Genomic DNA, 24,652 nt, shown 5'->3' with positions numbered 1-24,652 from the left:
AAGCAAGGTGTTGTCGTAAGGAGTTATGGGTGTCAGTGGAATTTAGTTTTCAATACGTTAATCAGATTGAGCAGATTGGTAAGCAGGCTTGGTCTAGCTTAATGGGGCAAAGTAACCCGTTTACCCGCTATGATTTTTTACACTCGCTTGAGGTGAGTGGTTGTGTTGGTGGGGCGAGTGGATGGCAACCTATGCACGTTAAAGTGACCCATGCAGGGCAAAGCGTTGCAGTAATGCCCTTGTACTTTAAGACTCACTCCTATGGTGAATATGTGTTTGATTGGGCGTGGGCGCAGGCTTATGCCCGACACCAGCTCGATTACTATCCAAAACTTGTCAGCGCGATTCCATTTACTCCCGTTTGCGGTAAGCGGATAGCCATCGCGCCAAGTGTGCAGGTGGGGGAACAAACACTGTTACTGCAGCAGTTAAGTCACTATTTAGATGGCTTACTTGATAAACTAAGTGCATCAGGTTGGCATAACCTATTTCATGATAGCGAGGCCCAGCAAAAGTTCAGGAAGGCGAGTCACCTTACGCGCCTCGGTACCCAATTTCATTGGCACAATCGTGGTTATAGTGACTTCAATGACTTTGTTGCCACCATGAGTAGCCGCAAGCGTAAAAATATCCTTAAAGAGCGTCGTCAGCTAGACGATAAAGGGTTGAGTTTCCGCTTTGTTAAGGGTGAGGATGTCACAGAAAGTGACTTACTGCACTTTGTGGCGTGCTATCAAGCGACCTACGATAAACGCTCTGGTCACAGTGGATACCTAAATCATGCTTTTTTCAGCCAATTGCTAGCTTCGATGGCGGATGCCATCTTGTTGCTTATTGTTGAGCAACAAACGTCGCATGGCGTTATTCCTATTGCCGCAGCCCTCTATTTTACCTCAGCGACCACACTTTATGGGCGTTATTGGGGCAGCTTGGTAGAGATGGATGGGCTGCACTTTGAAACCTGTTATTACCAAGGGATTGATTATGCGATAACCCATGGGGTTCAGATATTTGATGCAGGCGCCCAAGGAGAGCATAAAGTCTTGCGTGGATTTGAACCGGTAGCAACCTACTCAGCACATGAAATCAAGCATCCTGGTTTTCGCGTCGCTATTGAGGATTTTACCCAACAAGAGCGACAGCAAATTAACCATTATATGGCGCAATTGCGGAAAGTCTTACCGTATAAAAAGGGCGACTAACAGACTCTGCGTTAACCTAGCGCCAACCATAAGCCAACACAGATCATTAAACTCCCTGCTATGCGGTTCATCCACTTGATGTTATCGCCTCGACTTAAAAACAGTTTAAGGGTTTTTCCGCCGCTCGCATAAGCAAGCATGCTGAAGAACTCTGTCATCATAATAATTGACAGTAATACCATTAATTGTGGTGCAATCGCTTGGTCAACGCTGATAAAAGGGGGGAGCAGCGAGATCATAAAGGCCCAGCCTTTTGGATTAGCAATTGCGGTGACAAAGCCTTGAGTTATTAGCGCTCGATTACTGATCTGACTGGAGGTATTGTCAAGGTTGGCCATTTTCCCTTTGGCCCGCCACATGCTAATGCCGATGTAACCAAGATAGAGCCCACCGACCCATTTTAAAATATCGAAGAGTTGTGGATAGTTCAGCATCATACTGGCGACACCCATTACGGCGGCAATCGCCACGAGGGCAACGCCTGCTAGCTCACCAACCATCATCCATAAGGTTCGGCGCACACCGATACTCATACCGAGAGTCATGGCCAGTGTCATACACATACCTGGTGTAATTGAGACGAAAAAAAAGGTCGGTAAAAATACCGCAATGAGAATATGTTCTGACATGAAAGCGTTAGGCCAGTGAGTAGATAATTAAGTGTGCTAGTGTAGAGGTTTATTGTTGTGCTGCAATAAAAAAACCAGCGCGATGCTGGTTTTTTGAGGTTGGATCACTGGGTGATTGTTAGAGTACGCCGCGACGCACCTGATCACGCTCAATCGATTCAAATAGGGCTTTAAAATTACCTTCGCCAAAACCGAGATTGTTTTTACGCTGGATGATTTCGATAAAAATTGGACCAAATAGATTTTTGGTGAAAATTTGCAGTAAGTAGCCATCTTCATCGCCATCTACCAGGATTTGATGATGCTTGATGCGATCTCTGTCTTCAGTGACTTGAGGCAGCTTTTCAAAGATAGTGTCGTAATACTCTGGAATTATGTCCAAGGTTTGAATGGAGCTTCCTTCCATGGCATCCAGTGAGGCAACTATGTCGCGGCTACGGAACGCTAAGTGTTGGACACCTGGGCCATCGTACTCTTTTAAGTACTCATCAATTTGGTTACGATCATCGCCTTTGCCTTCGTTAATTGGAATGCAGAAACTACCATCTGGCGAGCGCAGGGCGTAAGAGATAAGAGCTGTTTGTGAGCCCTTAATGTCGAAGTAACGCACTTCTGTAAAGCCAAAAATGTCTTTGTAGAAGTTTGACCAATATTCCATGGTGCCCTTATGGACATTATTGGTGAGATGGTCGACCTCAATGAAGCCTTTCTCTTGGGTGATGATAGGCTCATCTAACGCTTCAAAATCAGAAGTGTAGATATTGTTGTCATCGCCAAACGTATCGATAAAGTAGATAAGGCTGTCACCAATGCCATAGATAGCGGGATAGGGAAGATCTTTCACCTCATCTGCTGCGGGTTTAGCCCCACGGGCTACAGCACCTTCAAAGGCAAAGTTGGCATCTTCTACACGCCAGCCCATAGAACTAATGGCTGGGCCATGCGTTTTGGCAAACTGGGCTGAAAAGCCCTGTTTTTCATTGTTGAGTAAAAAGTTAATATCATTTTGTTTATAGTAAACAATATCTTTCTGCTTGTGTTTTTTAAGTTTTGAGAAACCAAAGTCGATAAAAACTTTATGCATAAAATCTAGATCTGGTGTAGCAAATTCAGTGAATTCGATACCAAGTAGACCCAGTGGGTTTTGTTCGCTTGCCATGTAATTATCCTCTTTCAACTTATTGCAACCAAGGACACTCTTCGGTGTCACCTCTGGTGTTATATTTATTAGATGTTCAGCACTGGCTGAACGCTTTTACTCTTCTAGCCAGGAACGGTTGTAATCTTTGCTCATGCACGCATTGACATGCTGGGTCAGTTGCAGTGGTGCAAAGGTGTCCACCATTACTGCATACTCATAGGTTTCAGTTTTGCCCACTGAGGCTTCAGTACGACCAGGTTGTGGTCCATGCGGCACGCCTTTTTGATGTAAGGTCATGTAGCCCGCTTCGATACCTGTGCGACTCATAAAGTCACCGTCGACATAATAGAGCACCTCATCGCTATCAATATTGCTGTGATAGTAAGGCGCTGGAATTGACTGTGGGTGGAAGTCGTAGGGGCGCGGGACAAAATTGCAGATTACGAAATTATGGGCGGTAAAGACCAAGTGGTCGGAAGGCGGTAGATGGATCTGACCGACCTTTGGCGCGTAATCTTGAATATTAAATGCCCAGGGATAAACGCAGCCGTCCCAGCCCACTAAATCGAAGGGATGCCATTCAAGTGTCGTTAATTGGTATTTATTACCAAATTTACAGATCAGTGAAAACTCACCTTTTTCAACCACCGCTTGTTGCAAACTCGGTACTCTAAGGTCTCGCTCGCAATAGGGAGCAGATTCGAGCAGTTGACCATATTCATTTCGGAAGTGCTTAGGCACTTCAATCATGGAAAATGATTCAATCACGAATAGACGAACCGCTTGATAGTTATCGAATTTCAATTGATACGTAGTGCCGCGAGGGATCACTAGGTAGTCCCACTTCTTAACTGCTAAGGTGCCATATTCACTGTATAAAGTGCCTGCCCCCTCGTGGACAAAAACCACTTCGTCTGCATAGGCATTACGGTAAAACGCTTCTGTGTCTTCAGTTACCTTGGCCGTATACATGGCAACATCGGCATTGTGAAAGATCTTATTGCGTGCAGAGAAGAAATTACCTTCGCAGTCGGCTTGTTTTGAATCGAGCTTGTAGTTTTGGATAAGCGAATCTTCCCAAGTCTCACCATGATTGAGCTGATAAGGCGCAACCTGCAATGCTTTGGTGGGCATATTGTGATGATATTTATTGGAGTAAATATTGGAAAAACCGTGGGTCGAAAACAACTCTTCGCGATAAAGCTCACCATTCTCTTTTTTAAACGTGATATGGCGTTTATGTGGGATCTCTCCCTGTCTTACATAAAATGGCATCGCTTAAGTCCTTGGGTGCTCTGCTGGCACACTTATCAATTTGTGATCTAGGTATCAATTTAGTTGCTAGAATGAACAAAAAAAAGAATAATAAATAGCTTAACTCCATCTAATTTATAGATGGTGGTATTTGCTTTACAGTGAGTGATGCGTATGAAGATTGATGTTGAAGCGTTTAAAGTACTGGAAGTTTTAGTGGAAGAGGGCAGTTTTGCTAAGGCTGCAGAGCGATTGCATAAGGCTCAGTCGGCGGTCAGTTATCAAGTAAAAAAGCTAGAGCAACACTTAGGTGTAAAGTTATTTTGTCGTGATCAGTACCGGGCGGAATTAACAGCCGAGGGCAAGGTCATTCTGGCAGAAGGACGAAGATTGCTACAATATCTCAATAATATCGAACATTTAGCGAGTCGATTCAGTGAAGGGTGGGAGCCTAAGCTTGAAGTTGTAGTTGATGGGTCTTTGCCTATGGAACCCATTATGAGTGCACTAAAACAGCTATCAGAACATAATATCCCGACCAAAATTCAGTTAAACATGGAGTTCTTGGGCGGTGTACAGCACAGATTTGAGCGTGATAAGGCAGATCTGATGCTGGTAAAAGACTATCGGACCGGCCCCAATTATCGCCCCAAGTCGTTACCGGAAATTCGCAGTATGTTGGTCGTATCTGCACAGCACCCACTTGCGAGTGCGACTGATGTAAGCTTGTATGAGTTACTGCAACATGTGGAGTTAACCATCGAAGATTCTTCGCCCGCCAAGCACAACAGTGATGAGTTGCAGTTTGGTGGAGATAAGGTGTTTTTTCTGTCGGGGTTCATTATGAAAAAAAATGCACTGCTGATGGGATTGGGCTTCGGTTGGATGCCTGAGTTTCTTATTAAAGATGAACTTGCTCTGGAAAGCCTTGTTGAGTTGGATTTCTTAGGGGGCAGCCGCTTCAGCTTTACCCCCCAATTAGTGTCGACTATGGACCGCCCGTTGGGCCGTGCTGGTCGTCTATTTACCGATCTGATATTAAAAGAGTTTAGCCGATTTCATAATCTACCCACAGGCTCGACAATCAGCTAAGTAGATTGATAGCTATAAGATAAGTCCTCACTTACGTCTTATTGATAGATTTCCTTAGATAGAGTCTCTCCTGCAATCGTTAAGCGTGTGTTCAGTAAGCGTTCCATACACTTGTCAGCAACTAAGTGGTATGGGTTATGCAGATTAAATATATTGGCGAGCGACCGTCAATTTAGCCGTTTAAGGATAGGCTTAATTGCGATCTGCAATAATGAGGAGATCGATATGAATGGGTTATCATCAGTCCAGATGGCAAACATCAATAGTCAATATAGAACCAAGCTGACACCTGGAGAACATCTGGTCTTGGCCGAGCATTTATATGGTTTTATGGAAGCGATGGATCATAATGGGTTGCTACTCGCGCAGTTAAATTGGGATGAGTGGTATCAGCATAGCTATCTCGTCGATAGGCCTGATTATATAGGCGATGCAAGCTTTTATGAATGTCAGTTGTTGTTGACTGCAATGGCGCGTTTAGAGCGCTTTAGCCCTGGGGTGCTTAATAACATGCGCCGCCAAGGTGTGCTAATTGCGATTGTAGACCGTTTGACTCAGCTAAGTTATCAAGTCGCCGTATAAATGGTGTAAACGAGGTTATCCCGACATTGGCAATAACCTCCACGTGTTTTTAGTTAACCTAGACTAGTTAGTAAACGGCAGTGGTCTTGGAGTATTAGCATTGGACGGCGGTAAAATAGGTAAGGTAATTTGCGGCTGCTCACCTGTAAGACTTTTTAAGAAGCTGACCATCTCTTTGGTTTCTTTTTCTGTCAATGCTGCACCAAGTTGGATGTCGGCCATTGTATTAACTGCTTCTTCTAAGGTCCAAGTTTCACCATCGTGGAAGTAGGGGTAGGTTAGTTCAATATTTCTTAGGGTTGGCACTTTAAACACGTGCTTATCCGATTCCTTACCGGTTACAGCGATGCGACCTTCTGCTGGGTTATTCGTGTGGAATGGCTTAACAAGTCCCATTTTCATGTACATAGTTCCTCCAACCGCAGGGCCATTATGGCAACTGCTACACCCCTTATCTTTAAACAGCTGGTAACCTGCTTGCGCACTTTCACTGATCGCCTCTTTGTCACCTTCAAGGTACTTGTCAAAAGGGCTATTTGGGGTGACTAAGGTCTTTTCAAACTCAGCAATGGCATCGGTGATATTGTCAATATTTACGCTATCTTTACCATAAATCGCTGCAAAACGGCTCTGATACCCTGGCATAGAGTCGATGGTAGATACGGCCAATTCGTGGGTAAAGCCCATCTCTTTGGGATTTGCAATCGGGCCTGCTGCTTGCTCTTGCAGATCTTTTGCTCTGCCGTCCCAAAATTGGGCTAAACCATATTCAGCATTGAGGACCGTGGGAGAGTTAATAGGGCCCTGTTGCCAGTTGTGGCCAATAGAGGTTGGCAATGCATCAACGCCACCTAACGAAAGGTTGTGGCACGAGTTACAAGAGATGAACCCAGATTTAGATAGGCGTGGTTCAAAAAATAGCATTTTACCTAACTCAACTTTTTCAGGCTGAGTGATTTTGGCTGGTTCGATTATTGCGATGGGCTCTTGGGCAAACAAAGAGTGGCTGGCCAGTGTGGTGATTACGGCAATACTAAGTGTACTAAGTTGCTTCATCTAAAAACCTCATATAAATACATGCTAAATGTAGGGTTATTAACTTGAGGCTAGTGTAGATTTTTTAACTGAGTACTTATAACGTATTGTTTAGATTGAGACTATCGCTATTTTGGATTGAGGTTATACGATTTAGATCACAGACAGGGGTTATCACTAAGGATAGGCTCATTGCAGTACCTCACGCTTATGGGGTAATGTGTGATATTGACCGCTTTATGGCTTTCGGTAGCGATAATCCCTAATCTTCTTATCAAGCAAATTGGCGCTATGGCTCATGAAGCGCTGACTCTTTTTTAGCCAACGTTTTGCCCATGAGTATTCTAGACTCAGCACTGCTAGCCCGATAGGGAGTAATAACCAAGCAGGCCCTGGTAAGACGATCAAAGCCGTACCTAACAGGGTTAATCCGCCTCCCACAATCGTAATAACTGTTTTTCGTAACATGTTTACCCCTTGTAATGCAGATATTAACTATACTTGTTGTGCATCATTTTTCCCCATATTGCGAATCAATATTTGTAACAAAAGGATTTATGGGTCAACGTTAGTTATAGTGTTGTGCTTTTTGAAAGAGCCTGCAGTATAAGTGGCAATGGTTCAATTGCTTGCTGGTGGAGTTAATTAGATTATTAAAGAAGGAGGGTTACTGTATCTCTTTTATGAAAGATGACTTTAAAAGTAAATAGAGGAATTAGACATAGTGAATGCTACTTTTACTGTCGATAGCAGATCTGTTTTGTGGATGATATTGTGCCTCATCACGAGTGGGCTATTGATGTTGGTAACAGCAATCCACAGTCGCGCTGACACCTTAGTATTATCGTCTTTAAATTGGCCGCCATATAGTGGTGAGACACTTAAAGGCGGCGGCGCAAGTGTTGTGGTCGCACGAGCCGCATTGAATGCCATGGGACATGAGTTGAAAGTCGATTACTATCCATGGAGTCGAACAATCCGCGTTGTTAATCGTGAAGATTCCATCTATATGGGCTATTTCCCCGAATACTACCATCCAACCGATCAGTTTGTTTTTTCCAGCTCCATGGGCGAAAGTCCCTTAGGGATAATAGAGCATCATCTGTTCCCTATGCAATGGTCCAGGATTACAGATCTTAACCGCTACACCTTAGGTGTCGTAAGGGATTACGTTAATACACTGGAGTTGGATGAGATGATCGACTCTGGCCGGCAACCAGTCGAAACGGTTAGTTCCGATGAACACAATATTCGAAAAGTAGCTACAGGGCGCATTCCTGGAGCTGTGATGGATCTCTATGTGTTTAACTATTTAGTGGCGCAACCACATTTAGTGGGGTTAGGCGAAAAACTGCAAATAAATAAGCAACTGCTTGATACAAAAAAGCTTTATGTGGCATTTAAAAATAGCGATGAGGGCATTAAGTGGCGTGAGATATATAACGAGGGTTTGGCGCGTATCGATATCAACCAGGTGGTCGATGAATATCTTAAGTCGCTATGAATGGCCGCGGTTGGCAGCCATTCATGTCGCGAATATTTTAAGCAATTAAGATCATGCTTTGGCTGTGATGGTTTGACCTATAGGCGTCAAACTTAACAGCGCCAGTTTTAAATGCGCTATCCCAAACGGGATGCCTATAATGGTAACAAAACACGCTAACGCATGGGTGATATGCCCAATTGCCAACCAAATCCCAAAGAATAAGAACCACACAATATTACCGACTAAACCCAGTGGACCTGTGCCTATATCTTCCACACCTGTGAGTGCCTTTCGGTTAATATTATCCTGTCCAAAGGGCCAAAATGCCATCTCGCCAATGACGAAACAGGCTCGGCCAAACGGAATGCCTATAATACTAATGAAGCAAAGTAGTCCAGCTAGCCACCAAGCTAAGCCCATGACGAACCCGCCTAAAATAAACCACGCAATATTAAATATTAATCTTAGAATTGGCATATCAATTTCCTATTTCCCTTATCTACTTAAGTGATAAGCAGATAGCGTGCCAACTGTTAAGTTGCTGATTATTGTTGTTATAATTGCTTTTTACGGATGAGCTATTGTTAAGGTGTGACATATTATGCCTAAAGTTAGTCAGATTGCTCATCGATCCATATACAGGGTAAAATGGCCGTCTCATCTAAAGACGCTCAAGATAATGAAGTTAGCTAATACCCCTATCCATAGCATCAACGTTGACGGATATCGAGTTTTCGTTAAACGCGACGATCTGTTGCACCCCTATTTTTCTGGTAATAAAGCGCGCAAATTTGCCCATTTTTTGCAGCATGAGTTTGACGGCATATGCCGGCTGATTGGCTACGGCTCTCCTCAGGCTAATTCGCTCTATTCAATGTCAGCGTTAGCGCAACTAAAGGGTTGGCGTTTGGACTTTTATGTCGATCACATTGCCAGTCACCTACGTGATAATCCAAGTGGCAATTATTTGGGTGCGCTTAATAATGGCGCCAATATTATCGATTTAAGCTTATGCAGTGATCGGCAAGGGCGTGCTGCATTAGATTACATAGAGCAGGAGATCCTGCCCAATCAGCAAAATACTCTATTTGTGCCTGAAGGTGGTCGATGTGCTTATGCTGAGTTTGGCGTTCGGCGGTTAGCGATGGAATTGAACGAGTGGAAAAAACAACAAAATTTGGCAGAACTTACCGTTTTCCTTCCTTCTGGCACTGGTACTACAGCGTTATTTTTGCAAAAGAGCTTTTACGAACTTGCCTCCAGTATCAAAGTTGTCACCTGCGCTGTTGTTGGAGATTGTACTTATTTGAATGCTCAGTTTACCCAACTGTCAGCAAATCTATCCCATCACCCACATGTGGTCGCATTGGCAAAACGTTATCATTTTGGCAAGCTCTATCGAGAGTTTTATGATATTTGGAACAAAGTGAATAAAACGGGAATTACTTTTGAGTTGCTTTATGATCCACTAGGCTGGCTTAATTTAACCCATTACATGGCCGAGAATAGTCATGAAACTATTGTATATTTGCATCAGGGAGGCTTACTGGGCAATGAGTCGATGTTGCCAAGGTATCAGAGAAAGTATCCATTGAGTGGTAAAGCTGATTAATCTACCCGGCTCAGGTTAGTATCTGTGAAAGTGATACAACCTGAGACAAGTGATTTGCTGAGTCGTTGACAGATGATGTCAATCCTACTTGTTGCAACAGCAACCTTCGATACGGTGAGAGGAGGTGTATCGAATAGCGGTGGTTAGTTATTTATTGCTAGACAGCAACCATTTCATAAATTGAAGTGCTTCGACACGCTTAGAAAATGTTTGCTTGTTTTTACCTAAACTATCGGTGAAAGCGATAGAAGATTTGTTCAAGGAAATAGAGGCAACGGGAAAATTAACCGTGATCTCATGTCCATTCATTTTGTACGACATAGGTCATACTCCTATAGTGTTGACTGTTTGCTTAACAGTTTAAATTTAATAATAAAATATCCTTAGCTTATGCAAAAGATGAGTTAAAAACATTTGAGATAACCCATTTCCCTTAAACTAATCATCAGCATTTCAATGGTGACTGGCTTTGCTCTTTGTCTAGCCACCGAGATACTGGGATGTACACAGTAAATCATGGTTTTATGACAATGATATGACGTATTAAGGGGACTGCTGGATTAGTTGGATGCGATGACAATGGTCTAGCGAAACAAGAATACAGGACAGGGAGTCTCAAACTTCCAGCCAGTATACCGACAAGCATTCGCTTGTCAAATAGTTTTGATGGGAGACTTATAAGGTTAGTGTTTTTGCGCAAATGCGTTGTTTAGTATCTTTTGTTATCTGTAATAAATGCTAGAATTCATAGGCTTTTGTTAATTTTTTGAGGCTAGGATGCATAACAAATTTTTTTTTGGGTGGGTTTTATTCCTATCAGCTTTTGCTTTGGTAGCTAATGCTGCTGAACCAACAAGTGTTGTACAAGCTTTGCAAAAGGCATCGACGGACACCACAGAACAAGAGTTTTTAGACGTTGAGCCACACAAGTATAATTATAAAGACGCACTCCGCCGCGACACGCCTCGCGGTGCCCTAGAAGGTTTCACTCAAGCGACCTATGAACAAGATTTTGAAACGGCGGCCAAATATCTCGATTTGAGGTACTTGCCAGACGGTTTGTCTGCTGACAAAGGTCCTGAATATGCACAAAAACTGCAGGCGATTATTGACCGGAACATGTGGATTGATTTGGAGCTTATTAGTGATACTCCACAAGGCGTCACAGGAGACCAATTACCGAGTTATCGAGATCTATTTGGTCGGGTCAAACTACAAAGTAGTGAAATAGCTCTTTATTTACAACGTGTGCCAGGCGCGAATGGATCGATTTGGAAAATTTCCAATGCAACGGTGGCTAAAGTGCCTCAGTTATATGGCAATTTGGGCTACGGGCCATTAACTGAGTGGTATATTGCACACCTACCAGAAGGCCGAGTTTTTAAGGTCAATATATGGGAGTGGGCATTAATCGTGACCTACTTAGTGGTAGCATTTTGTATCATCATCCCAATTACATGGTTGTTTAAGATACTGATACTCCGTACAGAGTATCATTTAAAAACTGAACTCGCCTACATTGTTGCTGGTCCACTGCGCTTCTTCCTTGCTGTGATGGCTGTTAGAACCTGGCTAAGCCATGGCACCATATCTACTGCCGCGCTCGAAGCGATTGATACTGGCATTTTAACGCTCATCTCAATTATTTGGTTAGTCTGGTCAGGAGTGGGGATAATCCAAGCTGGTCTTAAGCAACGTATGCTCGACAAAGGACAAAAGCAGGGGGCATCACTTTTAAGACCGCTAACCAATTTTTTACGAGTAATTTTTGTTGTGCTTGCAGTGCTGGTGTGGCTTGAGCACCTTGGTTTTAACGCCAGTGCAATCATCGCTGGGATGGGGATTGGTGGCATTGCAATTGCGCTTGCTTCTAAGCAGTCAATTGAGAATTTCATTGGCACGATTACCTTATACTCCGCCGCGCCAATTAAGGTGGGTAATGTCTGTAAATTTGGTTCAATTAAAGGCACTGTTGAAGAGATTGGTCTGCGTTGCACACAGATAAGAACGCTAGACAGGACACTTATCCATGTACCTAATGCAAAGTTGGTCGAGATGGAAATTGAGAATATTTCTGAGCGGGAGAAAATTCGTTTTAAAGCAGATATCCGATTAGACTATTTGATGACCAATACCGAACAATTGAAGGCGATTATCAAAGACATTAAAGAGATGCTCGAGGCGCATGAGTTAGTGATGGATTCGCCATTAAGAGTGACATTTAAGGGCTTTGGTCTGCATGGGTTGCAGGTTAATATTTTTGCTTATGTTGGTACTAAGAGTTTGCCTACTTACCAAGTTGCTTCAGAAGAGCTTCATCTCGGTATTATGGATATCGTGATCAAACATGGATCCAGAATCATACCTGTGGCACCTGTAGCATTAAATACTAGTCAGTAATAAAGAGATTCGTCGACTGTGATTGAACAGTGATAAATAGCGTCAATAAAGGGCTATACTTGTTAAAGTTATAGCCCCCAAATACCCTAAAAATTTAGTGAGAAGTGTTATGGCCAGAGTGTTAGAAACGGTTGATCAAAGGACACAACTTGTCGGCGAAAATCGTTTGGAACTATTATTGTTTCGCATTAATGCGACACAATTGTTTGCCATAAATGTTTTTAAGGTTAAAGAGGTTGTTAAACTTCCGCCACTCAGCGCTTTACCTGGCAGCCACAGTAGCATAAAGGGAGTCGCCAATATTCGTGGAACCTCAATACCTGTGATTGATTTAAGAGCGGCCATCGGTTTTCAACCTAGGGTTGATGATGGCGATGCAAATTTGATCATTACTGAGTATAACCGAAGCATTCAGGGGTTTATGGTCGGGCGAGTCGAGCATATTATCAATATGACTTGGGGTGATATTATGCCACCCCCAAAAAGTACCGGTGCCCATAACTATCTTACCGCCATCACCAAAGTTGAAGTAGAGGGCGTCACACAGCTGGTGTCTATTATTGATGTTGAAAAAGTCCTTGCTGAAATTATCCATTACGATATTTCACTCTCTGAGGGCGTTTTAGACCAGGAGCTCGCGGCGAACATGTACGGCCGTAAAATCCTCATTGCCGATGACTCTTCTACTGCTAGACGACAAGTGAAGGAAACGCTTGAGCCGTTAGGGATTGAAGTGATTGAGACGTCTGATGGTTTGCAAGCATTACAGGTACTGCAGAAGTGGTGTGATGAAGGTAAAGATGTTTACAATGAGATTTTGATGTTGATAACTGATGCAGAGATGCCAGAGATGGATGGTTATCGTCTGACTCATGAGATCCGCAAAGACAAACGCATGAACAAACTTTATATCACTCTCAATACATCCTTAAGCGGCAGTTTTAATAACGCCATGGTAGAAAAGGTTGGCTGCGATAAATTTATTTCTAAGTTTCAACCCGATCTACTGGTAGGTGTTGTACAAGATAGATTACGTCAAGTGGTGTAGGACTGACGTTTAGGTTTAGCTTGGCATTAGGCTTTATCGAATGACAATGCAAAGTGAAACAGACAAGTTAATCGTTTAACTCGTTACTCATATCCGCCAGTACCTGTCGCTTCACCGCTTTGGTTGAAACGATATTGATCCGACAGATTCTGACGGCATAGCCAAATCGTTCTCGGCCTACTAAGCTCACTAGATCCTGCAAAAATAGTTTGTCTAAGCCTAGCATGTTGCTGTAGTGCTCCACTGCGCTTGAGATTGATGTGTAATTGACACCGTCAAACATGAAGCCAAGATCGTACTGACTGGCGTCTAAACTGACACCATTCAGACTCAATGGCCACCCAGAGGCTGATACTCGCTGTTTGGCGACTTGGTACATAAACCATGCACTCTTTTTAAACCCTTCAAATACTTTACAAGAGAACTCAGATTCGGCTAACTCCTGTTCAGTCCAATTTTCACCTATGGCCAAATGTTTGGCATAGCGTCGCATAAGTTCATCTTTGACTGCCATTTGACAGTCCCAAATTGAGGTTAACGGAGCTTTTGATGCAAATGATAGACACTCTTTACAGCAAGGAAGGGAGAGTGATGGATGTGGCGTGTAGTGGTGCGCTTGATAGTTAAATATCGCATTGCATGGTTCACTGCAAAACCAACAGGTGTGGCGTTGAGTGAACGGGATATCAATCAATGGAAATAATGCAGACAAGGTTTAACCCTTGTCTGCTATTGGCGTATTTGGCACCGGATGAAACTTATTCTTTTTCGATATCAACTAATGTCTTGGCCACTGCAATCGGGTCAAGTTCTAGGCATTCTTGTTCGGCTACCCAGTCAACACCAATGAGTACGCCATCATCATGAAGGTCGCTCACCCAATACTCAAGAAATTCTTCTAGGCTAATTGATACTGGCTGATAGTTCTTCCACTCTTCAGTGCAGTGTATTCTTGCTAGATCTTGGCTTGACCATAACGGCATGACGTCAGTTTCTTCATACTCTGAAGAGTCGCAAACTACCCAACCTTCACCAGTTTCGTCCTGAAGACCCCAAACGGCTTGGTGCTCTTTTACGTTTTCAATAAAACTTACTAAAACGGGATTGCTGTCAGTCATGTTCGATCTCTTTGAAGTTTGTTAAAAAAACGCCCCATTATACGTCAAGTAATGAGTCAGCCAAGTGATAGTTTAGTAAAAAAGCGCACTAATTGGCCGCTTACAGATAAAAGCCTAGCAGGTGAATTAAATTGCGATAAAAAATCTAGTATAAACAGTACCAATCGTTATGATGTCTTATCGCTATCTCTTTTTAAGGTTGGTCAGTTTCAAGGTGGCGAGTATAACCAACCGCTGATTATCTAGGAGTATCCAATTTGAAAACATTGCTCACTATCGCCTCTGCACTCTTGGTTTCTGGGGTGAGTAGCCTTAATGCGACGGCAAATGAATTTGACAGTTGCGTGGCCTCATTAAAAGAGAAAGCGACGCAAGCGGGTGTCTCCCAAACGACCATTGAACAGACTTTGGGGCAGGTTAAGTATGTCACTCGAGTGATTGAGCTTGATAAGAAACAACCTGAATTTAGTCAAACCTTTGATAACTATTTCACTAAGCGTGTTACGGATTGGCGCGTGAAAGAAGGGCGCCGACTGCTGAAAGAACATCGCGTCTTGCTAAAACAGTTACAGCAAGAGTACGGCATACCGCCACAATATTTGATGGCTTTTTGGGGGTTAGAGACAAACTTTGGTTCTTACAAGGGTAAAATGCCTGTTATTGATTCATTGACTACCTTGGCGTGCGACCCAAGACGCAGCAACTACTTTACTGGCGAACTCATTCAGGCATTAAAATTAAAGCAAGCTTATCAGTTTGATACCAAAGATATGGTAGGTTCATGGGCGGGGGCGATGGGTCATACGCAGTTTATGCCTTCTGCCTATGCAAAATACGCTATTGATGCCGATGATGATGGCAAAGCAGATTTGTGGAACAGTACTACTGACGCATTAACATCGGCCGCCAACTTTCTCAATCAGTTAGGCTGGGTGCGTAATGAACGCTGGGGCAGAGAGGTTCGATTGCCTGCAAACTATGACTTTAGTCAACTAGGACGTAAACAAGCGCAGCCACTTACACAGTGGGCGACAACGGGTATTACCCAGGCCAATGGACAACCATTGGCAACGCCTGATATGCAGGCGTCCTTATATGTACCTGCTGGCCATGCAGGTCCCGCATTTCTTGGATACAGCAACTTTGATGTGATTATGCGCTGGAATCGTTCTGAATTTTATGCAATTGCGGTGGGCAACTTAGCCGATAGGATTAATGGTGGGGCGCCGCTGACAGTGGCACCACCAAAGCAAGATAATATCAGCCGCGAAAGATTAAAGCAGTTACAAAGTGCGCTTAATGACAAGGGCTTTGATGTTGGTAAGCCCGATGGTGTGTTAGGGACCAATTCTCGTGCGGGTTTGCAAGCTTATCAACGCAGTGTCGGCTTAATTGCTGATGGTTTCCCTAGCGATCAGACGTTTAAGTCGCTTGGAATACAATAGTTCCTGCAGGGTGTGCTCTGTGTGGTGTAAAAACGTTTCGTTATGGTGTCGAGGTATTAGCTCATGGATGTGATGGACAAACTGTCTCATGGTCAACGTCAGCGATTGGCGTTTATTGATTTTAGTTTGCAATACTTTGCGCAGGTTTCGCGTCAAGATCTTATTGCAAAGTTTGCTACAGGTTTAGCGGCTGCAACACGAGATCTTGCCAGTTATAAGGCGTTAGCACCCCAAAGCATGCAGTTGGTTCATCAAACTAAACGTTATCATCGCTGTGATACATTTAAGCCTCTGTTTGACCACGATCCGGAAGTGATTTTGCATGGGCTTGCTAACGGATTTGGTGATGGTTTGTCACATCCTGTTGAACCCAGCCAAATCTGTATTGCCGCCGTTCAGCTTATTCACCCTAATACAGAGATCATTGCCGCGCTGATGCGGGCCATACAGCATCAGCGTGCGATCGCAATGACTTATGTGTCGGTATCTTCAGGTGAGACACAGCGAGAAGTGGTACCCCATACATTAGTTAATAATGGTCAGCGTTGGCACGTAAGAGCATTTGACCGTCATCATCAGATTTTTACAGACTTTGTCGTGACGCGAATAAAATCTGTCGGGGTGTCAAGCATTGAGCCCTACGATCATGAACTTGCCGCGCTAGACCAACATTGGCAGCAACTTGTGGAATTGGTGTTGATTCCTCACCCAAGTCTTAAGCATGGAGAAGCTATTGCACTAGACTATCAAATGCGTGATGGGCAGTTAGTCATCAGTAGTCGTGCCGCGTTAGCGGGCTACTTATTACGTCAATGGAGCGTTGATTGTTCTATAGGACATCAAATTCGCACTGGCGTTTGTCAGCTGGCCCTAGATAACACTGATGTGTTGGCGAAAATCGAACATTTGGCTATTGTGCCTGGTGCCAAGGTAAGATAGCGCCAGCTTGTTTAAAGAGAGGCTTGAGGCGCAATAATAGCGCTAGAGCAACAGCGCAACATTTGTTAAGCTGCGTCGCAATTAAATTTGATAGAGATTCAAGGAAATCTGATGAGCATTAAAGATGATATGGTTGTTCAGTTTAACTACACCCTTCGTGATGAAGCGGGTGAAGTATTAGAGACCAATGAAGGTTTAGACCCAATTGCGTATCTTCATGGCCATGACAATATGATGCCAGGAGTTGAAAATGCGATCGCTGGACGCGAAATTGGTGACAAATTCTCGGTTACCTTACCTCCTGAACAGACTTACGGTGTTCGTAATGAAGATGCAGAGCAGCGTGTTTCTGTTAAACATCTGCAAGGCGCAAAAGTGTGGAAAGCGGGCATGCGTGCACTGATTAATACTGATCAAGGACAACGCCAAGTGACCATCATTAAGGTGGGCAAGTTTATGGCCACCGTCGATGTAAACCACCCATTAGCGGGTCGCGAGTTAACGTTTGATCTTGATGTTGTTGACGCGCGTGATGCTACCGACGAAGAGATTGCCCATGGTCATGCCCATGGTGTAGGTGGTCATCACCACTAAGCGAGTAGGTTAATGATGTGATATAAACCCAAACAGTTGTTTGGGTTTTATTTTTTGTGCCTTCACTGGAGTCGTTTTATGGTGTTAGATTTTACGCAAGGCAAGCTTATTTTATCCCCTTTTGAGTTGCAGATTAAGCTAACGGCCTTACCGGTGACGCTTTATGCAATGGCCGAAGATATTAAGCTAATTAGTGATGCATTGATGATCGTAGCCGATGCTGGCGCGGTACGTTGGCACTGTAAACTTGACTCATTGACACAGATGGAGGTTGTTGCGACCGAGCTTGGGCTTGATCTGTAACTAACCGCGATTATGTGCCGATAATAGATCCAGTTGCGGACCGTTTGGTACAACCCTTGTGGGGTTGATTTGTCCATGGCTGAAGTAATAATGCTGCTTTATATGTTCAAAGTTTACCGTCTTGGCAATATTTGGATACTGATATAACGCCTTCATATAGTGCTGAATTGCACTCATGTCAGCAATACGATTTCGATTGGTTTTAAAGTGGCCCACATAAACTGCGTCAAAGCGGATTAAGGTGGTAAATAGCCGCCAATCAGCCTCCGTTAAGGTGTCTCCTACCAGAAACTTTTGCTTGCTGAGTAACGCTTCGACTCTATCTAATGCACTAAAAATTTTGTCAAAGGCGGTATTATAGGCAGATTGTGTGGTCGCAAAGCCACAGCGATAGACACCATTATTAATATCGCTGTAGATCCATGCATTGATCTGGTCAATCTCATTTCGTAATGCTTTTGGGTAAAAATCTAATTCGTTACCCGTCAACGTATTAAACTCACTATTAAACATTCTGATGATTTCAGATGATTCGTTACTGACAATGGTGTTTAAGGATTTATCCCACAATACAGGCACGGTTACGCGGCCACTGTAATCTGGTTTGGCTGTTTGGTAAATCTCATATAAGAAATCTTTGCCATTGAGTCTGTCGCTTTCAGCGCCGTTAATATGGCTGGCTATCTCACTCTGCTTAGGGCCGCTAAACTCCCAGCCGTTGGCAAGCATATGGGGTTCTACTGTGGTCACACCGATATGGGATTGCAATGCTTTGAGTTCTCGGAAGATCAGTGTCCTGTGTGCCCAAGGGCAAGCCAGAGACACATAAAGATGATAGCGCTGGGATTCAGGCGTAAACCTTGGTGTTGGCTTGCCGTCACTTGGCGCACAGATCTGTTGACGAAAAATGGCGTCTTCTCGTTCAAAGTTCCCTTCATTTTTATCGGTAGAGTACCACTTATCGACCCACTTGCCGTTTTGTAAAAGGCCCATTATCGCTTCCTGTTATCACTGTTGAAACCTAGTTTAGGTTGCAGAATGTCGATATAAAAGCACATATTAGCGGTTTAATCATTCGATGTTTTAGAACTGTTGGGGTCGCTGCAGTTATCCTGCTATGATCTGCGCCATCAAAAATTTTGCCGTTTAAAGGAAGATAAATGTCGAGCCAACCATTAGAGCGAATTACGATAGAACCCCAGCAGCAAGCCAAGTCTTGTGTGATCTGGTTACATGGCCTCGGTGACTCCGGCGCGGGTTTTGCGCCAGTAGTACCGTTACTCGGCCTTCCAGATACCATAGGAGTTAGGTTTGTTTTTCCTCATGCGCCAAGCATTTCTGTCACCATTAACCAAGGTTACGTGATGCCAGCTTGGTATGACATCAAAGGAATGGAGCTTGAAAACCGAGCCGATATGGCTGGTGTACAGCTATCTGAAGTGGCCATTAATGCGCTCATTGATGAACAAATGGCATTAGGTATTCCAGCGAATAAAATTGTATTAGCAGGCTTTAGTCAAGGTGGCGTAATGAGTCTGTTTACTGGCCTACGGTACCCTCATGCCTTAGCGGGCATCATGGCGCTATCCTGTTACTTACCCACAGGTACGCAACTCCCCGATCAATTGAGTGATGCTAATCGTAATACACCTATCTTGCAGCAGCATGGCGAGCAAGATGATGTGGTGCCAATGCAAGCAGGTAAGCAGGCTTTTGACCTGATTTCTGCCGCGGGGTATCAAACCCAGTGGCAGACGTATCCAATGGCGCACAGTGTTGTTCCTAATCAGTTACAAGATATTGGTAAATGGTTGCTTGCGCGTCTCAAATAAGTTGGTTTTAAGTTTTTGCTTATTTTAAGGACTGTATATTAATTGGCGGCATTGTTCTGTAATTAGGAAGGTGTCGCCTTTTTTTTATTATTTTAAGTTGCTGATATTCAATGAGTTGAATCAAAATAAATGCTATCTAAATCATGGTAAATGTCATCAATAACTTGTTGCTATGGTGATTACTTTCATCAAGAAAACAATTAATGTTAATACTTTGCTTTAAGTTGCTGTTTTTATTTGGAATAGTCACATTTTATGTAACTTGTTTTGCTATATTCATCGCGGTTTAACCTTCTGATGCCAATTCAATATTTGGTGATTAATAATGATAACTAGGGTTGATGTGATGAATAGTAAATGGCTTAAAAGTATATTAGCAACCACTGTCTTAGCAGTGTTGGTTGGTTGTAATAGTAGCGATGATAAAGTAGAAACGGCATGCGAAGCGGCGGGAGATGGCTGTAAAACCTTTACGCTTATTCATACTAATGATAATCATGGTCGTTTCTGGCAAAACAGTAATGGTGAGTACGGCATGGCGGCGCGCAAGACGGTGATTGCGAAAATTCGTGATGAAGTTGAGCGTAATGGCGGTGAAACGATTTTACTTTCTGGTGGCGATATCAACACCGGTGTCCCTGAATCCGATATGCAGCAAGCTATTCCTGATTTTGTTGGTATGAACCTACTTGGCTATGATGCGATGGCAGTAGGTAATCATGAGTTTGATAACCCACTGAGTACCTTAGATATGCAGCAAACGTTGGCGAATTTTCCAATGCTTGCGGCGAATATCTATTACAAAGATAGTAATGAGCGCTATTTTGAACCGTATCGAGTATTTGAGGTAAATGGGTTAAAGATTGCCATTATTGGCTTCACGACAATTGACACCCCCAAAGTGACCAACCCTGAAAATGTAGGGAGTTTAACCTTTACCGACCCTCAACTCGAATTACCTAAAGTATTAGCTGAGATTGAGCAAAATGAATCCGTTGACATGGTGTTTGCACTAACCCATATGGGGCACTATGCCGATGGTAATCATGGTACAGAAGCACCGGGAGATGTGATGCTGGCGCGCTCTGTTGAGCAAGGCAAGTTACAAGCTATTATTGGTGGCCATTCGCAAAACCCAGTGTGTATGGAGGGTGATGAGTATGCCGACTTCACGCCAGGTGATACCTGTAAACCTGACTTTCAAAATGATACCTTTATCATGCAAGCTCATGAATGGGGCAAGTATGTCGGGCGTGCTGATTTTGAATACATGGACGGTAAGCTGACGTTAGCCAACTATCAGCTGATCCCTATCAATTTAAAGGTTGAAAATGAGGATGGGGATCTAGAGTACGCCACCCAAGAGATCACGCCTGATTCATTTGTTTACGAGACCTTAAAGCCTTATCAAGAACGCGGCCAAGAACTGCTCGATGTCGTTATTTCTCATACCGATGGCCGTTTTGAAGGTGACCGAGAGGTTGTTAGGGCGCAACAAACCAACTTAGGTCAGTTATTAACAACCGCCTACTCACAATTCATTACTGACAATTTTGCGGTAACTGCTGACTTTGGGGTGATGAACTCAGGCGGGATACGTGCATCGATTGAGGCGGGGGATATCTCCTATCGAGACGTGCTAACGGTACAACCTTTTGGTAATTTTGTCTCATATGTGACCATGAGTGGTGAAGAGGTTGAAGATTACCTTGCCGAGATAGCGGTTAAAACAGGTGGTGGGTACCCACAACTCAACTCAGTAAGAATGGATGTTGATTGTGACGCTGGTAAGGTTGATATTGCACAACTAGGGGGGAGGGCGTTCGACTTAGCACAAAACTACACGTTTGCGCTAATCCACTTTAGTGCTGCGGGCGGTGATGATTACCCTGTCATCAATCAGCATCCAAATTATATCGATACGCAGCTTACCGATGCATCAGTGTTTCGTGAATATTTTGTCAACCATCCCAATTTGAAGGTCGCAGACTATGCACCCGTTGACGGTCAGCTTCAGTTTCACAAGGGGGGGGCATTAGTTAATAGCTGTGCAGGCAACTAAGCTTGATCTAATACATTGATTGTAAGTGCCTAGAGTAGAATGCTCGTGCTGTGATGACTTTCGTTTTCAGGTGACAGATATATGTTTATGTAAGGCAGCCTCTGTGTTGCCTTTTTTCGCTTTAGGCTTTCTCTATCGTTTCATTTCATGTTTAGGTGTCCAGCAATTGTATATAAGCCTGTGATACCTGCTGATTATTTGTGCATAAATAAAAATATAGTTCACTTATAATTCATAAGCTTATACAAAACCACATTATGCTTTCTTATTCGCAACAATTGGGATAAATTACTTTGTGTTATCCTACGTAAACCAATGTCGGTTTAGTATTCGCTATCAGGGTAGAGTTAAGTTGATATCTGTATATTTGGTTGATGATCATGAATTAGTTAGAACGGGCATTCGTCGTATTCTCGAGGATGAGCGTGGCATTAAAGTGGTGGGCGAAGCTGGTGATGGCGAAGCTGCAGTGCAGTGGTGTCGTAACAATGAAGCCGACGTGATTCTGATGGATATGAATATGCCTGGCATTGGTGGACTTGAGGCGACCCGTAAGATTTTACGCTATCAGTCCCATGCTAAAATTATTGTTTTGACCATACACAGTGAAGATCCCTTCCCAACTAAAGTGATGCAAGCGGGCGCGTCAGGATATTTGACCAAAGGGGCGACGCCACCTGAGGTGATTCAAGCGATTAGACAAGTTGCCCACGGTCAACGTTATTTGTCGCCAGAGATAGCCCAGCAGATGGCCTTAAGTCAATTTAGTCAAACTGAAGAAAACCCTTTTAAATCGCTGTCCGAAAGAGAGTTGCAGATCATGATGATGATCACCAGTGGTGAAAAAGTCAGTGATATCTCCGAGCAACTTAATTTGAGTCCTAAAACAGTGAACAGCTATCGTTATCGCCTGTTCGCGAAATTGGGGATCAGTGGTGATGTAGAGTTAACGCGGTTAGCGATTCGCTACAAAATGCTCGATACTGGCCAGTTTTAACTGACTAAAGCTAAACAGACAAGCATAGCGAATGACTGACTCTTTTAATGCGGCACTGTTTCTTAAATCGGTTTCCTCTTCTGCAGGCGTCTACCGCATGTATGATGCTCGCGGAAGCGTTATTTATGTTGGCAAGGCTAAAGATTTAAAGAAGCGTCTCAGTTCCTATTTCAGACGCAACCTACCTAATGTAAAGACTCAAGCCTTAGTCTCCCACATCGCTAATATTGATGTGACATTAACCCACAGTGAAACCGATGCACTGATCCTTGAGAATGATTATATTAAGCAGTACATGCCCAAATACAATGTGCTACTGAGAGATGATAAGTCGTATCCCTATATTTTTTTAAGTGGCCACAAACATCCGCGACTCGCCTACCACAGGGGGCCTCAGCGCGAAAAGGGCCACTATTTTGGGCCTTATCCCAATGGTGGGGCCGTGAGAGAAAGCCTGCACCTAATGCAGAAACTGTTTCCCATCCGACAATGTGATGATCTCTATTACAAAGCTCGCTCTCGTCCCTGTTTGCAATATCAGATCGCACGCTGCAGTGGTCCATGTGTGGCAAAGGTTTCTGATGAGGAGTATCAAGAGCAGGTCAAGTTAGCGACCCTTTTTCTAAAAGGCAAAGATCAGCAAGTGGTTGGCGAGCTAGTAGGGAAGATGGAAACAGCCTCACAATCCCTTCAGTTTGAAGACGCTGCGCGGTATCGTGATCAGATCAGTGCTCTGCGGCGGGTAGCCGAGCAGCAAGAAGTTTCAAACGATAGTGGAGACATGGATGTAATTGGTGTCTATTACTCCTCTGGGATTGCCTGCTTTCATCTGTTGTTTATTCGCAGCGGAAAAATATTTGGTAGTCGTAGCTATTATCCTGCAATACCCGATAAAACTGAGTTGTCAGAAATTTTGCGGGCATTTATGCTGCAATTTTATCTCAACTTTGACAGTCAACGCACTTTGCCCAAAGAGATTATTGTTAGCCATGCGTTTGATGATATTCATGAACTTGAATTGGCGATAGAGCAAGCATTATCAAAAAGCGTTGCGATAAAAACCAAAGTACGTAGCGAGCGAGCCAGCTTTTTACGTATCGCCGAAACCAACGCTCATCATGCAGTTGAAACGCGTTTATCCCATCAAAATACCGTAGAAGAGCGCTTTTTATTGTTAGAAGAAGCCTTGGAGCAAAGCCAAGCCATTGCGCGTATGGAGTGTTTTGATATCAGTCATACGATGGGAGAAAGTACCGTAGCCTCCTGCGTTGTATTTAACCGTCAAGGGCCGAGTAAAGCTGATTATCGGCGTTATAACATTAACGACATTACGCCAGGGGATGACTACGCAGCTATGAAGCAAGCCATCTCAAGGCGCTTTGATAAGATTGATGCCTCAGGGAAAATTCCTGACATCTTGTTTATTGATGGCGGAATAGGGCAGCTCCGAATTGCGCAGAAGGTGGTTAATGAAAAATTTGTTCACCTTGATGTGGCCCCCACGTTGATTGGTATCGCCAAAGGAGAAGGGCGAAAACCTGGACTGGAAACGTTAATTTATGGTGAAAATGAGATAGCCTTTAATTTGCCAGCAGATTCTGGTGCGTTGCACTTAATTCAACATATTCGTGATGAATCCCATCGCTTTGCCATCACGGGTCATCGAAATAAGCGTCAGAAAACCCGCAATACATCAAGCCTTGAGTCTATTGCTGGCGTCGGGCCCAAACGGCGTAAAGCACTGCTCCAATATTTGGGGGGATTGCAACAAGTTAAAGGGGCTAGTGTGGCTGAATTGGCAAAAGTACCAGGTATTAGCTTAGAAATGGCACAAACAATACATGATGCATTGCGAGGGTAACAAAATTAAGGCAAGATTGG

General features: G+C 43.7%; 25 protein-coding genes. 15 read left to right on the top strand and 10 right to left on the bottom strand.

Annotated elements, in window-relative coordinates; all coding sequences use genetic code 11:
* The first annotated feature begins 29 nt into the window (after positions 1 to 29).
* A complete protein-coding gene (locus L876_RS0100700; RefSeq protein WP_028762014.1) occupies positions 30 to 1,202 on the top strand; it encodes a GNAT family N-acetyltransferase in 1,173 nt (390 codons plus the stop codon).
* An 11-nt stretch (positions 1,203 to 1,213) separates the two neighbouring features.
* Here L876_RS0100700 and L876_RS0100695 read toward each other — a convergent pair whose 3' ends face one another.
* From L876_RS0100695 to L876_RS0100685, 3 genes are all read right to left on the bottom strand, one after another.
* The gene (locus tag L876_RS0100695; protein WP_028762013.1) at positions 1,214 to 1,831 is read right to left on the bottom strand and encodes a LysE family translocator; all 618 of its coding nucleotides are present in this window, start codon (positions 1,829 to 1,831) and stop codon (positions 1,214 to 1,216) included.
* A 118-nt stretch (positions 1,832 to 1,949) separates the two neighbouring features.
* Positions 1,950 to 2,990: a 4-hydroxyphenylpyruvate dioxygenase gene (gene hppD / locus L876_RS0100690; RefSeq protein WP_028762012.1), complete on the bottom strand. Its 1,041-nt coding sequence runs from the start codon at positions 2,988 to 2,990 to the stop codon at positions 1,950 to 1,952.
* A gap of 96 nt (positions 2,991 to 3,086) precedes the next feature.
* Positions 3,087 to 4,247, bottom strand: coding sequence for a homogentisate 1,2-dioxygenase (locus L876_RS0100685; RefSeq protein ID WP_028762011.1), 1,161 nt, complete (start codon positions 4,245 to 4,247; stop codon positions 3,087 to 3,089).
* Between the two features lie 153 nt (positions 4,248 to 4,400).
* Between L876_RS0100685 and L876_RS0100680 the strand changes: the two genes are divergently transcribed.
* Both L876_RS0100680 and L876_RS0100675 read left to right on the top strand, forming a co-directional pair.
* Positions 4,401 to 5,318 (top strand): LysR family transcriptional regulator, encoded by a 918-nt coding sequence (locus L876_RS0100680; RefSeq protein ID WP_028762010.1) that lies wholly within the window; start codon positions 4,401 to 4,403, stop codon positions 5,316 to 5,318.
* Positions 5,319 to 5,543: 225 nt separating this feature from the next.
* Entirely contained in the window at positions 5,544 to 5,900 is a 357-nt protein-coding gene (locus L876_RS0100675; protein WP_028762009.1) for a DUF6508 domain-containing protein, read from the top strand.
* Positions 5,901 to 5,963: 63 nt separating this feature from the next.
* On the opposite strand, the gene L876_RS0100670 is transcribed toward L876_RS0100675, so the two are convergent.
* Both L876_RS0100670 and L876_RS0100665 read right to left on the bottom strand, forming a co-directional pair.
* Complete coding sequence (locus tag L876_RS0100670; protein WP_028762008.1) at positions 5,964 to 6,956, bottom strand: cytochrome-c peroxidase; 993 nt, start codon at positions 6,954 to 6,956, stop codon at positions 5,964 to 5,966.
* Positions 6,957 to 7,172: 216 nt separating this feature from the next.
* A complete protein-coding gene (locus L876_RS0100665) occupies positions 7,173 to 7,403 on the bottom strand; it encodes a PGPGW domain-containing protein (protein ID WP_051412825.1) in 231 nt (76 codons plus the stop codon).
* A gap of 331 nt (positions 7,404 to 7,734) precedes the next feature.
* Here L876_RS0100665 and L876_RS0100660 point away from each other — a divergent pair, with 331 nt between their 5' ends.
* The gene (locus L876_RS0100660) at positions 7,735 to 8,439 is read left to right on the top strand and encodes a substrate-binding periplasmic protein (protein WP_245687032.1); all 705 of its coding nucleotides are present in this window, start codon (positions 7,735 to 7,737) and stop codon (positions 8,437 to 8,439) included.
* 51 nt (positions 8,440 to 8,490) lie between these two features.
* Here the strand turns inward: L876_RS0100660 and L876_RS0100655 are convergent, their stop codons facing one another.
* A complete protein-coding gene (locus tag L876_RS0100655) occupies positions 8,491 to 8,898 on the bottom strand; it encodes a YccF domain-containing protein (protein WP_028762005.1) in 408 nt (135 codons plus the stop codon).
* A gap of 202 nt (positions 8,899 to 9,100) precedes the next feature.
* Between L876_RS0100655 and L876_RS0100650 the strand changes: the two genes are divergently transcribed.
* Positions 9,101 to 10,033 (top strand): pyridoxal-phosphate dependent enzyme, encoded by a 933-nt coding sequence (locus L876_RS0100650; protein ID WP_028762004.1) that lies wholly within the window; start codon positions 9,101 to 9,103, stop codon positions 10,031 to 10,033.
* 147 nt (positions 10,034 to 10,180) lie between these two features.
* Here the strand turns inward: L876_RS0100650 and L876_RS22865 are convergent, their stop codons facing one another.
* Complete coding sequence (locus L876_RS22865) at positions 10,181 to 10,354, bottom strand: hypothetical protein (protein WP_139151924.1); 174 nt, start codon at positions 10,352 to 10,354, stop codon at positions 10,181 to 10,183.
* A 456-nt stretch (positions 10,355 to 10,810) separates the two neighbouring features.
* Here L876_RS22865 and L876_RS0100640 point away from each other — a divergent pair, with 456 nt between their 5' ends.
* The gene (locus tag L876_RS0100640) at positions 10,811 to 12,433 is read left to right on the top strand and encodes a mechanosensitive ion channel family protein (protein WP_028762003.1); all 1,623 of its coding nucleotides are present in this window, start codon (positions 10,811 to 10,813) and stop codon (positions 12,431 to 12,433) included.
* 109 nt (positions 12,434 to 12,542) lie between these two features.
* Complete coding sequence (locus L876_RS0100635; protein WP_028762002.1) at positions 12,543 to 13,481, top strand: chemotaxis protein CheV; 939 nt, start codon at positions 12,543 to 12,545, stop codon at positions 13,479 to 13,481.
* Positions 13,482 to 13,548: 67 nt separating this feature from the next.
* On the opposite strand, the gene L876_RS0100630 is transcribed toward L876_RS0100635, so the two are convergent.
* Positions 13,549 to 14,193, bottom strand: a complete 645-nt coding sequence (locus L876_RS0100630) for a hypothetical protein (protein WP_028762001.1) — start codon at positions 14,191 to 14,193, stop codon at positions 13,549 to 13,551.
* 46 nt (positions 14,194 to 14,239) lie between these two features.
* On the bottom strand, positions 14,240 to 14,599 hold the full coding sequence (locus L876_RS0100625) for a DUF2750 domain-containing protein (RefSeq protein WP_028762000.1): 360 nt from the start codon (positions 14,597 to 14,599) through the stop codon (positions 14,240 to 14,242).
* A gap of 257 nt (positions 14,600 to 14,856) precedes the next feature.
* Here L876_RS0100625 and L876_RS0100615 point away from each other — a divergent pair, with 257 nt between their 5' ends.
* The 4 genes from L876_RS0100615 (at position 14,857) to L876_RS0100600 (ending at position 17,880) form a co-directional block, all read left to right on the top strand.
* On the top strand, positions 14,857 to 16,044 hold the full coding sequence (locus L876_RS0100615; protein WP_028761998.1) for a lytic murein transglycosylase: 1,188 nt from the start codon (positions 14,857 to 14,859) through the stop codon (positions 16,042 to 16,044).
* A 63-nt stretch (positions 16,045 to 16,107) separates the two neighbouring features.
* Positions 16,108 to 16,983, top strand: a complete 876-nt coding sequence (locus tag L876_RS0100610) for a WYL domain-containing protein (RefSeq protein WP_028761997.1) — start codon at positions 16,108 to 16,110, stop codon at positions 16,981 to 16,983.
* A gap of 111 nt (positions 16,984 to 17,094) precedes the next feature.
* Entirely contained in the window at positions 17,095 to 17,577 is a 483-nt protein-coding gene (locus L876_RS0100605; RefSeq protein WP_028761996.1) for an FKBP-type peptidyl-prolyl cis-trans isomerase, read from the top strand.
* Positions 17,578 to 17,655: 78 nt separating this feature from the next.
* Positions 17,656 to 17,880 carry a DUF3389 family protein gene (locus tag L876_RS0100600; protein ID WP_028761995.1) on the top strand — a complete coding sequence of 75 codons (225 nt, stop codon included), beginning with the start codon at positions 17,656 to 17,658 and terminating at the stop codon, positions 17,878 to 17,880.
* On the opposite strand, the gene L876_RS0100595 is transcribed toward L876_RS0100600, so the two are convergent.
* Positions 17,881 to 18,873: a glutathione S-transferase family protein gene (locus L876_RS0100595; protein ID WP_028761994.1), complete on the bottom strand. Its 993-nt coding sequence runs from the start codon at positions 18,871 to 18,873 to the stop codon at positions 17,881 to 17,883.
* Between the two features lie 167 nt (positions 18,874 to 19,040).
* On the opposite strand from L876_RS0100595, the gene L876_RS0100590 reads away from it, so the two are divergent.
* From L876_RS0100590 to uvrC, 4 genes are all read left to right on the top strand, one after another.
* Complete coding sequence (locus L876_RS0100590; protein ID WP_028761993.1) at positions 19,041 to 19,712, top strand: alpha/beta hydrolase; 672 nt, start codon at positions 19,041 to 19,043, stop codon at positions 19,710 to 19,712.
* 346 nt (positions 19,713 to 20,058) lie between these two features.
* Positions 20,059 to 21,774 (top strand): bifunctional UDP-sugar hydrolase/5'-nucleotidase UshA, encoded by a 1,716-nt coding sequence (gene ushA / locus L876_RS0100585; RefSeq protein WP_028761992.1) that lies wholly within the window; start codon positions 20,059 to 20,061, stop codon positions 21,772 to 21,774.
* A gap of 352 nt (positions 21,775 to 22,126) precedes the next feature.
* Positions 22,127 to 22,771: a UvrY/SirA/GacA family response regulator transcription factor gene (gene uvrY, locus L876_RS0100580; RefSeq protein WP_028761991.1), complete on the top strand. Its 645-nt coding sequence runs from the start codon at positions 22,127 to 22,129 to the stop codon at positions 22,769 to 22,771.
* Between the two features lie 31 nt (positions 22,772 to 22,802).
* Positions 22,803 to 24,632, top strand: a complete 1,830-nt coding sequence (gene uvrC, locus L876_RS0100575; RefSeq protein ID WP_028761990.1) for an excinuclease ABC subunit UvrC — start codon at positions 22,803 to 22,805, stop codon at positions 24,630 to 24,632.
* Positions 24,633 to 24,652 lie beyond the last annotated feature (20 nt).

This window comes from Shewanella colwelliana ATCC 39565, assembly GCF_000518705.1.
Taxonomy (GTDB): domain Bacteria; phylum Pseudomonadota; class Gammaproteobacteria; order Enterobacterales; family Shewanellaceae; genus Shewanella; species Shewanella colwelliana.
The sequence above is the reverse complement of the archived record's forward strand: the minus strand, read 5'-3'. Positions and strand labels throughout refer to the sequence as shown.

What these genes read in the sequence shown, in the direction of transcription:
- L876_RS0100695 (WP_028762013.1), bottom strand. Translation starts at nt 1,831, where the DNA reads ATGTCAGAACATATTCTCATTGCGGTATTTTTACCGACCTTTTTTTTC.
- hppD (WP_028762012.1), bottom strand. Translation starts at nt 2,990, where the DNA reads ATGGCAAGCGAACAAAACCCACTGGGTCTACTTGGTATCGAATTCACT.
- L876_RS0100685 (WP_028762011.1), bottom strand. Translation starts at nt 4,247, where the DNA reads ATGCCATTTTATGTAAGACAGGGAGAGATCCCACATAAACGCCATATC.
- L876_RS0100680 (WP_028762010.1), top strand. Translation starts at nt 4,401, where the DNA reads ATGAAGATTGATGTTGAAGCGTTTAAAGTACTGGAAGTTTTAGTGGAA.
- L876_RS0100675 (WP_028762009.1), top strand. Translation starts at nt 5,544, where the DNA reads ATGAATGGGTTATCATCAGTCCAGATGGCAAACATCAATAGTCAATAT.
- L876_RS0100670 (WP_028762008.1), bottom strand. Translation starts at nt 6,956, where the DNA reads ATGAAGCAACTTAGTACACTTAGTATTGCCGTAATCACCACACTGGCC.
- L876_RS0100665 (WP_051412825.1), bottom strand. Translation starts at nt 7,403, where the DNA reads ATGTTACGAAAAACAGTTATTACGATTGTGGGAGGCGGATTAACCCTG.
- L876_RS0100660 (WP_245687032.1), top strand. Translation starts at nt 7,735, where the DNA reads ATGTTGGTAACAGCAATCCACAGTCGCGCTGACACCTTAGTATTATCG.
- L876_RS0100655 (WP_028762005.1), bottom strand. Translation starts at nt 8,898, where the DNA reads ATGCCAATTCTAAGATTAATATTTAATATTGCGTGGTTTATTTTAGGC.
- L876_RS0100650 (WP_028762004.1), top strand. Translation starts at nt 9,101, where the DNA reads ATGAAGTTAGCTAATACCCCTATCCATAGCATCAACGTTGACGGATAT.
- L876_RS22865 (WP_139151924.1), bottom strand. Translation starts at nt 10,354, where the DNA reads ATGTCGTACAAAATGAATGGACATGAGATCACGGTTAATTTTCCCGTT.
- L876_RS0100640 (WP_028762003.1), top strand. Translation starts at nt 10,811, where the DNA reads ATGCATAACAAATTTTTTTTTGGGTGGGTTTTATTCCTATCAGCTTTT.
- L876_RS0100635 (WP_028762002.1), top strand. Translation starts at nt 12,543, where the DNA reads ATGGCCAGAGTGTTAGAAACGGTTGATCAAAGGACACAACTTGTCGGC.
- L876_RS0100625 (WP_028762000.1), bottom strand. Translation starts at nt 14,599, where the DNA reads ATGACTGACAGCAATCCCGTTTTAGTAAGTTTTATTGAAAACGTAAAA.
- L876_RS0100610 (WP_028761997.1), top strand. Translation starts at nt 16,108, where the DNA reads ATGGATGTGATGGACAAACTGTCTCATGGTCAACGTCAGCGATTGGCG.
- L876_RS0100605 (WP_028761996.1), top strand. Translation starts at nt 17,095, where the DNA reads ATGAGCATTAAAGATGATATGGTTGTTCAGTTTAACTACACCCTTCGT.
- L876_RS0100600 (WP_028761995.1), top strand. Translation starts at nt 17,656, where the DNA reads ATGGTGTTAGATTTTACGCAAGGCAAGCTTATTTTATCCCCTTTTGAG.
- L876_RS0100595 (WP_028761994.1), bottom strand. Translation starts at nt 18,873, where the DNA reads ATGGGCCTTTTACAAAACGGCAAGTGGGTCGATAAGTGGTACTCTACC.
- L876_RS0100590 (WP_028761993.1), top strand. Translation starts at nt 19,041, where the DNA reads ATGTCGAGCCAACCATTAGAGCGAATTACGATAGAACCCCAGCAGCAA.
- ushA (WP_028761992.1), top strand. Translation starts at nt 20,059, where the DNA reads ATGAATAGTAAATGGCTTAAAAGTATATTAGCAACCACTGTCTTAGCA.
- uvrC (WP_028761990.1), top strand. Translation starts at nt 22,803, where the DNA reads ATGACTGACTCTTTTAATGCGGCACTGTTTCTTAAATCGGTTTCCTCT.